The 11,589-nt window shown below is 55.0% G+C and carries 11 protein-coding genes; 5 read left to right on the forward strand and 6 right to left on the reverse strand.

Features of this window, described 5'->3' with window-relative positions:
- Positions 1–46 precede the first annotated feature (46 nt).
- Positions 47–364, forward strand: a complete 318-nt coding sequence (locus C8N36_RS21745; protein WP_141468232.1) for an EthD domain-containing protein — start codon at positions 47–49, stop codon at positions 362–364.
- 9 nt (positions 365–373) lie between these two features.
- Here C8N36_RS21745 and C8N36_RS21750 read toward each other — a convergent pair whose 3' ends face one another.
- From C8N36_RS21750 to C8N36_RS21770, 5 genes are all read right to left on the reverse strand, one after another.
- Complete coding sequence (locus C8N36_RS21750) at positions 374–706, reverse strand: NIPSNAP family protein (RefSeq protein ID WP_097806759.1); 333 nt, start codon at positions 704–706, stop codon at positions 374–376.
- A complete protein-coding gene (locus tag C8N36_RS21755; RefSeq protein WP_097806760.1) occupies positions 703–1,191 on the reverse strand; it encodes a TRAP transporter small permease in 489 nt (162 codons plus the stop codon). Before C8N36_RS21755 ends, C8N36_RS21750 begins: the two co-directional genes overlap by 4 nt.
- A complete protein-coding gene (locus tag C8N36_RS21760) occupies positions 1,191–2,480 on the reverse strand; it encodes a TRAP transporter large permease (protein ID WP_170125948.1) in 1,290 nt (429 codons plus the stop codon). Before C8N36_RS21760 ends, C8N36_RS21755 begins: the two co-directional genes overlap by 1 nt.
- Before the next feature lie 132 nt (positions 2,481–2,612).
- Positions 2,613–3,584 carry a TRAP transporter substrate-binding protein gene (locus C8N36_RS21765; RefSeq protein ID WP_170125949.1) on the reverse strand — a complete coding sequence of 324 codons (972 nt, stop codon included), beginning with the start codon at positions 3,582–3,584 and terminating at the stop codon, positions 2,613–2,615.
- Positions 3,585–3,615: 31 nt separating this feature from the next.
- Complete coding sequence (locus C8N36_RS21770; RefSeq protein ID WP_097806763.1) at positions 3,616–4,512, reverse strand: NAD(P)-dependent oxidoreductase; 897 nt, start codon at positions 4,510–4,512, stop codon at positions 3,616–3,618.
- A 153-nt stretch (positions 4,513–4,665) separates the two neighbouring features.
- Here C8N36_RS21770 and C8N36_RS21775 point away from each other — a divergent pair, with 153 nt between their 5' ends.
- From C8N36_RS21775 to C8N36_RS21795, 4 genes are all read left to right on the forward strand, one after another.
- A complete protein-coding gene (locus C8N36_RS21775; RefSeq protein ID WP_097806764.1) occupies positions 4,666–5,406 on the forward strand; it encodes a FadR/GntR family transcriptional regulator in 741 nt (246 codons plus the stop codon).
- Between the two features lie 35 nt (positions 5,407–5,441).
- Positions 5,442–7,094: a thiamine pyrophosphate-binding protein gene (locus tag C8N36_RS21780; RefSeq protein WP_097806765.1), complete on the forward strand. Its 1,653-nt coding sequence runs from the start codon at positions 5,442–5,444 to the stop codon at positions 7,092–7,094.
- A 43-nt stretch (positions 7,095–7,137) separates the two neighbouring features.
- Positions 7,138–8,637 carry an aldehyde dehydrogenase (NADP(+)) gene (locus C8N36_RS21785; protein WP_097806766.1) on the forward strand — a complete coding sequence of 500 codons (1,500 nt, stop codon included), beginning with the start codon at positions 7,138–7,140 and terminating at the stop codon, positions 8,635–8,637.
- A 1,464-nt stretch (positions 8,638–10,101) separates the two neighbouring features.
- A complete protein-coding gene (locus tag C8N36_RS21795; RefSeq protein ID WP_097806768.1) occupies positions 10,102–10,434 on the forward strand; it encodes a hypothetical protein in 333 nt (110 codons plus the stop codon).
- A gap of 988 nt (positions 10,435–11,422) precedes the next feature.
- Here the strand turns inward: C8N36_RS21795 and C8N36_RS21800 are convergent.
- A partial coding sequence (locus C8N36_RS21800; RefSeq protein ID WP_146227683.1) for an IS3 family transposase occupies positions 11,423–11,589 on the reverse strand: 167 nt, incomplete at its 5' end.

Genomic DNA, 11,589 nt, shown 5'->3' on the forward strand with positions numbered 1-11,589 from the left:
TTATTAGAACTCATTACCTTACCGTAATTCAAAAAGGACGATCCCAATGCTTGTAAGAATGGCCATCTTTCGAGGCGAACTACCGCCTGAAAACACAGCGGATTTCACAGCTCACCTTGAAACACGGATGCTTCCGCTCATTCGGGATTTTCCGCAGATCACCTCTGTTGACGCGCTCCTCCCGCGCGGCAGTGATCCTTCGCTGGCCGACGTTCAGTTGATCCTCGATATGCGGTACCTGGACGAGGATGCTATGAACGCGGCCCTAGCGTCGCCGCAGCGTGCCCAAAACGGGGAAGAAACCAAAACGCTTCTGGCGTTGATGCAAAACCCCACTGTTGAGCACATTGTGCTGCGCCGCTGATGTGATCTGCTATTCGGGCTGCGTTGGCGGCTCGAAGAACGAGGCCGGAACCAGAATTTTGTTCACCTGAGACACAAGGTTTCCGGCCTCGGCGGACTTTTTAAGAAAGACCTGCCAGTCCGGATCTGCGGCCATCGCTGCACGTTTCGCCGCCCGGTCAGTGGCATCTTTGTAGATCCAGATATGGACATACGAATTGACGTCGCCTGTTTCGGTCGCGCCATAAACGACCGGCTGTCCCAAATGTCGGCTTTGCGGCTCCCAGCCAAAGTCCTCGTACAGCTTCATGTGCTTTTTTATCGTGCCGGGCTTACAGGTATAAGTGCGATGGTCATAAATCATTTCGAAGGGTCTCCTATTAAGAACGTATTTTTGGTGTCGCCGATAAAACTACCGATCGTGTGCAGCAGCATCACAGCGCCCGATATCGGGATTGCGGCGTAGAACCCTCGTTCGGGGATTTGCAAAATGGGTGTCAGTGCGTTGGCTTTGCTAAACAAAACCCAACCGTACCAAGTCATCACAGCCAAAAATCCAACGGACAAAAGTGCGATGACACTGCGCAATGCCCAGCGGGCCCTGCCCTCTGGGAGCGTCTGCTCCAGCCAGTCGACCTGAAAGTGTTCGCGCCTGATCCACAAGGCGGCGGCACCAAAGAAAACCATATAGGCAAAGCTGCCACGCACGATTTCATCGAACCATGCAAACCCGCCAAGGTCGAAGCTTCGGGCGATAACGTTGATTAGGATAAGGCCAAACAATACGACCAGAGAAAGGGACGCAATGTGGCGCAGCGTGGCTTCTGTCAACTCTTCGAGGCGTTTCATCAGTTGCCCCCCAGAACGAGGTTTGGCAGCCACACGGAAATAGCCGGAATTGTCACAACGCCCAACAAAACAAGGCAAAGGCCAAAGAGATAGGGCATCAACGCGCGCGACAATCGCGCGACAGAAATCTCTGCAATCGAACTCACTGCGAACAGGACCATTCCAACGGGCGGCGTCAAAAGACCAACCATCGAACACATGATCATGATAACACCGAACTGAACCGGATCGATGCCAATCTGTTTCACGACCGGCAAAAAGAGCGGCACAGTCAGGACAATCACCGCAATGCCTTCGAGAAACATGCCAAGGACAAGAAGGATCAGAACGATAATCGACAAGATCAAAGCGGGGCTTTCAGAGAACCCCAGCATCGCCTCAACCAGTTGATTGGGAATGCGTTGCTGGATCAAAAGCCAGCCAAAGAACCCGGCGGCGGCGATCACAAACATCACGCGGATCGTATGAATGAGGCTGTCCCAAACGATCGCTGGCAGATCCCGCGGCGTCACTTCACGATAGACCAGCATCGACAGCACCAGCGCATAGGCAGTGGCGACGGCACCTGCTTCGGTCGGCGTGAAAATGCCACCAAAAATGCCCGCAATAATGATAACCGGAGTGAAGAGAGAAAGGATGCTATCGAGCCCACTGACGAAGATCTCTTTCCAGTCGATTTTTTCATTGCGGGGCATCTTGTGAATGCGGGCAACGAAATAGACGGCGATCATCAGAGCCAGCGCCATGAGCACGCCCGGCACAACCCCCGCGAGGAAGAGTTTTGCCACAGATACGCCGGTGATAGATGAATACAAAACAAAGGGAATCGAAGGCGGAAAAACCGGTCCGATGGTCGAGGACGCCGCCGTGATCGCGGCGGAAAAGTCCCGATCATATCCCCGTTCGTTCATCGCCTGAAGTTCGACCTGCCCCAAGCCCGCGGCATCCGCAACGGCTGCTCCGGACATGCCGGAAAAGAACAACGAGGCGAGCACGTTGACCTGCCCCAGCCCGCCTCGGATATGGCCAACACAGGCATCAGCGAAACGGAATATCCGTTTGGTGATGCCGCCCGTGTTCATCAAATTACCCGCAAGAATGAAAAACGGGATGGCCAGCAAGGTAAAGCTGGTCGTCGCCGAAAACATGCGCTGCGGGACCATCGTCAAGATAAAGAAATCGCCCTGCAATACATAAAACCCGACGGCCGTGACGCCAAGTGCGAGGGCAATAGGCAGGCCAAGAACGATGAGTGTGATCAACGCTCCAAGGATAAAAAAAGTTGTCATGAGACATCCGTGGAAGATGGAAACCATCAGGCGCGATTTGCCCGCAAGAGTTCCGTGTTCGAGATCCCGAGATGTGTCCTTGCACGGCACATAGGCGGCGCAAGGACATCCCGGAGTGGGAAGCAGTCGGGATTACTCGAGAAGTTCTAGGAACTTATCCATATTTTCCTGACCGCTGTATTCGGCGACACGGCCGCGTGCATCCCCCATCAGCGCTGCGAATGGTGCAAGGTCCGGGGTGGTCACTTTCATCCCCCGTTCGATCAGACCGGCGACTTCTTCTTCTTCCTGCGCTTGCACAGCGGAGCGCATCAAAGCACCGGCGGCGGCGCTTTCCTCACGGATAATACGCTGCTGGTTCGGCGTCAGGGCATCCCACTTGTCTTTGTTCACAACGTGGATCATCGCGTTATAGACGTGGCGGGTCAGTGCCAAATGCTCTTGGAAGTCATTGAGGTTGTAATGGTAAATCACCCCAACCGGGTTTTCCTGTCCTTGAACAACACCTTGGTTCAAGGCATTGGGCAATTCTGGGAATGCGATCTGGGTCGTGGAGGCACCAAGCCCTTCCATCGCCGCAACAATCTGCAATTCAGGCGGGGTGCGCAATTTCAGCCCAACCACATCTTCCGGCGCGTTGATCGGTTTGATCGAGTTGGTGATATTGCGGAACCCATATTCCCAATGGGAGAGCATAACGAGGCCTTGCGCCTCCAGTTTCGGCGCAACCCAGTCCGAGAATTCTCCGTCGAGAACCGCATGGGCGTGCTCGTAGCTGTTGAACGCAAACGGCGTCATCGCCGTGCCGAGCGCACGGTCATATTTATCAAGCCCGCCATGGGTGGGCAGGTTCATATCGACCGCGCCTAGAATGGTCTGTTCGAGCTGTTCTGGCGGCGAGCCCAACTGGTTTGCCGGATAAAGTTCAATCGCAACGGCTCCTCCCGTGCGGGTACCAACGTTTTCGGCAAATTGAATGGCAGCGACATGACCCGGGTGGGTTTCCGCTGCGAAATGCGCCAAGCGAAGCGTCACGTCTTGCGCTTGGGCCGCGCCCATTCCGGCAACAAGGGCCAGCCCTGTCAGAATTGTTTTCTTCAGCATGTTATCCTCCATAGATGCTGTATTTTTGAGATCAGTCCTCTAGCTGAGCCACGACCCCCGTCAGTTCTTCGTAAGCTTTGATGATTGCCGTGCAGCCTTCTTCGCTGTGGCCCATGATTGAGGCCAGCGCGTAGGTCTGATGCACGGAACCGGCCATAAAGCCGGGCAGACCCGCGTCTGAGAGCCATTCGGCATAATACCGGACATCTTTTTGGGCATTCGCGAGGGACATATGCGGGGTGAAATCCCGCTGAAGGGTCTTTTCACCATATAGATCCATCATTCCGGATTTGCCGCCGGCGGCAGAAATGATGCCAATCACCTTTGACATATCCAGCCCTTCGCGTGCGGCCAATGCAAACCCTTCGCAGAAGGCCGCCACATTTGCGAAAGCGATAAAGTTGTGGATCAATTTCAGCCGGATAGCGTGACCGGCTGGTCCAACATGGAAAATATTCTCGGCATAGCACTCAAAGATTGGGCGCAGCTCCTCGAGCAGCTCCTCTTCACCACCGAATAGAATATTCACCTGTCCTTTGTCGGCATGTATCGGCGTGCGGGTCATCGGGCCTTCGCAATACCGCAATCCGCGCGCGCCGCATTCGGCGCGCATTTTCTCAACATGGGCAACGGACACTGTCGTGTGATCGAGAAAGATCGCGCCCCTCTTCATTCGGTCAAGAACGCCGTCTGCGCCAAGCGCCATCGACTGGACGGCTTCGGCGGTTGTGATGCACACAGCAAACACGTCGCAGTCAGCCGCCATTTCACCCAGCGTCGTTCCGCGTTTTGCGCCAAAGCCCTCGGCCTCGGTCATTTTTTCACGGTCAAGATCCAGCGCGGTAACGTCGCCCCCCTTGAGCGCGATATTCTTGACAACGCCGCGTCCCATTCCGCCCAAACCGACAAATGCAATTTTCTTAGCCATGCGTTTCTTTCTTTGTCTTGCGAATCTCAATTTCTAAAACAGAATACAGATTAGCAGTTGTCTGACAACCTACATTGTGATTTACAGAATTGCACATAGCAGGCCCAGATCGTAAACTTCGATCATGTAATCTTGAAATCATCAGGAACAGTTATGCCAAAACCGACCCTTTTCGGCGCGATCGAACGCCCCCGCAGCCTGCCGGACGAGGTGGCGCAATCGGTCATGTCTGCTATTGCGACCGGAGCGCTTAAGCCGGGCGACAAACTGCCCAGCGAAGCCGAGCTTTCGGCAAACTTCAATGTCGCACGTACGGTGGTTCGCGAAGCCATTTCGCTTTTGAAATTTGACGGTGTGGTCGATTCCCGCCGTGGTGTCGGTGCATTTGTTGCCAACCGCGAGGAGCGAACATCGTTTCGCATCAGCCCCGCATGTTTTGAAAAACGCCGTGAGATTATCAAGCTGCTGCAACTGCGCACCTCCGTTCAATCGGGCGCAGCGGCGCTGGCTGCGGAATTGCGCAGCGATACACAGATGGAGGTCATAGAGGCCGTTCTGCAAGAGCTTCTCGTGGCAAATGCAAAGGGGCCCGAAGACGCGTTGGAAGAAAGGGTCGAGGCCGAATTGCGTCTCTACCGGCTTATCACCGCAGCCTCCGAGAATGAGTATTTTTGCGACGTGGTGAACATGATCGAAGCAAATATTCAAAACTATTTGCGCTCGGCATTCATGAAGAACGCAGCGGCATCCGAGTTCGAACCCGGCGCGATTATGGAACACAAGGCCGTGGTGGCTGCAATCAAGAACAAGGCGCCGGAAGCTGCGCGGGCTGCAACCCGCACGCGGTTTACCAACGCGTCCAACAGTTTGGCTGCAAGGCAAGACTTCGCCTAGGCCAGTTATAAGCATCAATTCAAGGAGAGGGCGTCGTGGAACCATTCAAACACGGGGGGAAGGTGCTTGTCGAAGCGCTGGAAAAACAGGGTGTTAAGCGCGTTTTTAGTGTTCCCGGAGAAAGCTTTCTAGCGGCCTTGGACGGTCTTCATGATGCGGGTATAGACAATGTCGTTACGCGCCACGAGGGCGGCGCTGCGATGATGGCCGAAGCCTGCGGCAAGCTGAACGGGACACCCGGCGTGGCCTTTGTGACCCGCGGACCGGGGGCGACCAATGCCTCAGCGGGCGTGCACATTGCGTTTCAGGATTCGACGCCAATGGTTTTGTTCATCGGACAAGTTGCCAGCGACCAGAGGGATCGAGAAGCGTTTCAGGAAGTTGATTACCGTGCCATGTTCGGCCCGCTCGCCAAATGGGTCGCCGAGATCGATCGGGTGGACAGAATCCCTGAGTATGTGAACCGCGCATTTCAAACCGCCCAGTCGGGTCGCCCCGGCCCCGTTGTTTTGGCGCTGCCAGAGGACATGCTGTCTTCTCCTTGCATCAGTGAGGCCACACCGCCTGCAACACTGCCGTCGGCGCAGGCCTCCGAAGCGGATCTGGAAGCCGTTTTGACGGCAATGCAAGAGGCGAAGCGCCCCCTTGTTTTGCTCGGTGGACGCAATTGGTCGCCTGAAGCAGCGCAGGCTATAGCCCATGTAGCCGAAGTGTTTGACCTGCCTGTCGCCGCCTCTTTCCGCTGCCAAGACTATCTAGACAATCGTCACCCCAACTACGTCGGGGACGTCGGTATCGGGATCAATCCGAAGCTGGCACAACAAGTGCGAGATGCAGACGTTATTTTCAGCCTTGGCGCGCGACTTGGTGAGATGACGACCAGCGGATACACGCTGCTTGAGTGTCCTGTTCCCAATCAAAACCTCGTCCATATTCATCTTGATCCTAACGAGCTGGGGCGCGTGTATCACCCAACGCTTGCGGTGACGGCAGACGCCGGAGAAATGGCCTTGCAGCTGTCCGCGAAACTGCAGAAGACCCCAAAAGCAGCACGCCGCGATTGGACAAGCAGCGCACGCAGCAACTTTGAAACATGGCAACTGCCTGTCGAAACGCCGGGCGCGTTGAAAATGGAAAACGTCATTTGCCACCTAAACGACGTCTTGCCCGATGATGCCATTCTCACCAACGGGGCCGGGAACTACTCAGCCTGGTTGCACCGCTACTATCGCTACCGCGATCATGGCACCCAATTGGCACCAACCAGCGGATCTATGGGATACGGGCTACCGGCTGCGGTCGCTGCCAAGATCGAAAGACCAAATCAAGAAGTCATTTGTCTGGCTGGTGATGGATGCTTTCAGATGAGCATGCAAGAATTCGGGGTCGCATGTGAAAACAATGCCAACCTGATTGTCCTGATTTCCAACAATGGCATGTATGGAACAATTCGTTTGCACCAGCAGAAAAAGTTCCCCAAGCGCCCAAGCGGCACATCCATCCGAAACCCCAATTTTGCAGCCTTTGCCGAATGTTACGGCGGGTTCGGAGCCGTGGTCGAGACAGATGCCGAATTTGTCGAAGCATTTGCAGCAGCCCGGGCATCCGGCAAACCGGCCATCATCGAAATGCGCATCGACCCCAACGCCTTGGGGCCCATGGCCAAGCTCGAAAAACTGGATACCTGACACGGTGCCCCTCCCCCAATAATTGAGAATACTGGAAACGAACATGTTGAATGGTACGCACCTCGTTGCGGGCGAATGGCTTGGATCAGACGAGACTTTTGAAAACACGCCGATCGACGGCAAGCCTGACAGATTTGCTGCAGGCACAGTTGAACTGGTAGACTTGGCAGCCCGCGGGGCGGCAGCAAGTTTCCCGTCATACTCAGCAACAACCGGCAAAGAGCGTGCAACGTTTTTGCGCAAGATTTCCGCAGAACTGGAAGCACGGCGTGAAGAGATCACGCAAATGGGGGTCCGTGAAACGGGCTTACCGCTTGGTCGGTTGAACGGAGAGCTTAGTCGCACCACCGGCCAGCTTGAGTTGTTTGCCGCCCATATCGAGGCCGGAGCACATCTGGACCTGCGCCACGACCCTGCCCTGCCGGATCGCCAGCCATTGCCAAGGCCGGATCTAAAGCTGGTACAGCGCGCTATTGGCCCGGTGGCTGTCTTTGGCGCATCGAATTTCCCACTGGCCTTTTCTACGGCGGGCGGGGACACGGCGGCCGCGCTCGCTGCGGGCTGCCCTGTAGTGGTCAAGGGGCATTCGGCCCATCCCGGCACGGCCGATCTGGTCGCGCAAGCGGTCGCGGCTGCGGTCACTGCGCAGGGGCTGCACCCGGGAGTGTTTAGTCAAGTCCAAGGCGGGAGCCGCGCAGTCGGGCAAGCCATTGTTCAACACCCGCTGATCAAAGCAGTCGGCTTCACAGGATCGCTCGTTGGTGGTCGGGCACTCTTCGACCTGTGCGCTTCACGGCCAGAGCCAATCCCTTTTTTCGGAGAACTGGGATCTGTCAATCCAATGTTTATCTTGCCCGAAGCGTTGGAAAATCGCGGCGCGGAAATCGCAGCGGGATGGGGGGCCTCACTGGTCATGGGCGCGGGGCAATTTTGCACCAACCCGGGGCTTGCTATCCTTGTCGGCGGCCCTCAGGCGGAGACTTTCGTACAAGACACTGTCGGGGCACTTGCGCAAACCGCCTCTCAGACGATGTTGACAGATGGCATCGCCGAGGCATTTCGAAAAGGCACTGCGGATTTAGCAAACACGGTTGGTGTTGATACAGCTGTCTCAGAACCGGTCGTGGGCCGCGAGGCAGCGCCGTCGTTGTTCCGGACAAGCGGCAAAAACTGGTTGGCAAACGAGATTTTAGGCGAAGAGGTTTTTGGGCCAACGGGCGTTGTCGTCATTGTCGAGGACATGGTCGAGATGCACAAAGTAGCAAATGCGCTCCGCGGGCAGTTGACCTGCACTTTGCAAATAGATGCGCAAGATTATGAACTGACAAAACCGCTCATACCAATTTTGGAGCAAAAGGCGGGGCGCATATTGGTCAATGGATTTCCCACCGGCGTAGAGGTCTGCGACAGCATGGTTCATGGGGGACCTTATCCCGCATCTACGAATTTCGGTGCAACGTCGGTGGGCACAATGTCAATTCGTCGCTTTGTGAGACCTGTTTGCTACCAAAATATGCCCGAGGAACTCCTTCCTGCGGTTTGAGATTCGTTGTCCGAAATCAGTACGCTCAACCACAACATAACAACTCCTGCGGCAGCACAGACTGAGAGGAGCATGTATGGGCAGCTGCCTCAGAGCCTGTGGCGACACCTCCCATCTTTTTACGGGCTGCTGGACCGGTCGCAATTTTCTGCCGCTCCTTTGATGGCATTTACTACACCAAAGGAAGTCAATTAAGGGACTGAAACAGAAAGGGCGAAGTTCAACACGACGCGATGTAGATCGTGCTGACCAGCGGGCGAACGCATAAACAGATGCTGATGATTTGGGGTTATCGAAGAACACAAGGCCAGCTTTGAGGTCAATCGTATGCGTTAGGTTGTTGGCACCAACACGCGTGGATATAAGGCATTGCCGCATTGGCGGGCTGACGCGTCGCAACGGCACATCCCTTGTGCGAAGCCGCAAACACAAGGTACGCCTGCCAGCGATCACGAGGTCAACATTGCGCCAAGCCAGAAGTGGGCTGTCTATATCCGGGGCGGCCAGACGCGTGAGGGTTGTCTGTATCCATTGCGCGGCAACACGTGTTTTTGCATGTGAGAAGGCGGGGTCTGCTAAACGGACATTGAAGATGGCCGTCTTTGATTGCGTCAACGGCTACGATACCCCGCGTCAGCAACACTCCGCCTTGGGCTGGAAAGCCCCGTCGCGGCCAAACGGAATGTGGCCTACCCGAGCACCACAGGCGGTCCGGAAGCGGGACAAAACCACGCCTTCGGTCCACGGATGGCAAGCCACTTCTTTCTAACGCAACAAGAAAACAGGTCGATATCACGTAGAGGTTGGCGACAAAATCACAGGGCTGCTCGATCAGTGACCTGCATGAAACGATTATGTTGTGCCTTAATCAAAAGAAAATTTGGACCACCAGTCGTCGCAATGCCCCCGCCAGCATTAGGCCCATCAAAACGCTCAGGCTCGGCGACACCTCAGTTAATCTGCGGCATGCCTTTGACTCGGCATGGCTGGACGGAGATTAACGTGCTGCGGATATCTTGAAGCAAGAGTCAAAGAAGGCGCCCGACCCTGGCCTGAAGGCTTGGCTCCTCCTACGTGAGGCTTCCCATAGGCAGAGCATTGCCCCAACTGCTGCGCAGGCCCGTCTCATGAAAGCGAGAAGGCCAAACACGCAGGTCCTCAGGCTTCTTGTAGGTGTTGACTACAATTCGTTGCGCCGCCGAGAGATCCGGCAAGCCGAGGTATCACAAGTCTATCTTCGGAAAATATTGGATGCCTATGACCGCGTTCGTTTCGCCGACCTGCTTGACGAAGACCTTCAGTTTCACCCAGAAACATCAGAACCATTCGAGCAAGCCAAAGACGATGCCAGCCGTCTAATAGTTTTATCATGCCAAAGACCTGAGAAACGCTTTGGCGAAGGCCCGGACAACCTGTGGCACCACCACGGAGACACGTTTGCTGCCATTGAGTGCAAAAAACGGCGTGACATCTAAGGATGTCATTTCCAAGAAGGTTCTGGGCCATCTCCAACAGTCGATGACTTGGATCGATGGTCAGTACGGCGCAGTCGAAGCAGTACCCGTGATTATTCATCCTCACTCCAAGGCGGGTCCGACGGCATCTGCGCCCAGAGGGTACACGCATCATGACACCAAAGGACCTCAAGGCACTAAAAAGGTATTGGCAGCATTTGTTCATGCCCTAGCGAGCGACGAGAGCGCCAAACGCAACCTAGAACGTATCGCGGCGCTTTTGTCGGATAACAACCTCAATGGAGAGATGGTTCTGGAGCATTTCGCCCGTGAATGTCGCTAATAAAAGTCATGGTGCTGGCAGTTTTTTGTGCGGCCTCCGCCGCGATTACTCTTCGCCGACGACATGGTCGGGATACAAGAGCACAAACCATGAACCGATCCAATGCTGCTCCTTTGTTCGCTTGGGAGAGCCCGCGCTGCAGCGTCCGATATCCCGGTGAAGTCGGGATTGGGCCGTTCGCTCTACAATTGGAAATCCTGAAGTCCATGTCTCAGTTACGCCGGAATCGGCCTGCAGAATCGACTCACAAGGCACGGCTTAACGGCGACGCACCCGGTGCGGTCTCAATCAATTAGGTAATCGAAGCAGTATGGGTGAATGTGTGTATTCAAAGGCGGGTCACATCGCCACCATATTGATCTTAAAGAGCTCAATGTGAAAATATGGTGCACCTGAAGGGAGAAAGGTCGAACTCCATTTTCATAAAGTTGGAACGTTGGGAAAGGCATCTCAGCCCAAGCTGCAGGCAACTCCTACCCCCGCATGAGATACCAAGCAAATAGATACCGATCACCTGTGGCTTCTGTCACCTTCAACATCTAGGTGGCAAAACGTAGACCCCGCCCAATCCAATTGGGCGGGTTGCAGGCATTAGCAACACCTGCATGCGTGCTGCCTCAGGTTGAGGAAAGCAGCCGTTGACAGGGCAAAGGCCCCGAATACCCTTGCTGCGCCAGCAATAAAGGTCATCACTGCGCAGTTAGTGTACTTTGCAAAGTCAGGTACAATTCCGAAAGCGGACATTGAATTGTCATTCGAGAGGGTAGAGCGTGAAGCACAATAATGAAATTGAATTTAGGCAGCAATTTTTAGCGGCGATCCATAAACGGGATAATCGGCCTTATGATCGTCCCACTGACCTTGGAAATACGTTTCCAACTGCTCAGCGGTAAGCTGTATGGTTTCTTAGTCCTGCGGTCCTCCGCTGGTAACAGAAGTTATATGCACCATGGACCTGTCCCGCTTTTGTGACGCTCCTAGTGCTCGTTCAGGCCGCTTTCCTTTCGAAAGCGACAGGGCTTTTCCAGCCCGGTGCTGAGCGGCGGCGACGTGGGTTATAGAAGCCGTTGATGTATTCGAAGATTGCCATTTCAGCTTTGCGCCTTGTCTCCCGAGGATGCCGCCATGTCAGCTCAGCCTTGATGGTTTTGAAGA

Source organism: Pelagimonas varians (genome assembly GCF_003208435.1).
GTDB lineage: Bacteria > Pseudomonadota > Alphaproteobacteria > Rhodobacterales > Rhodobacteraceae > Pelagimonas > Pelagimonas varians.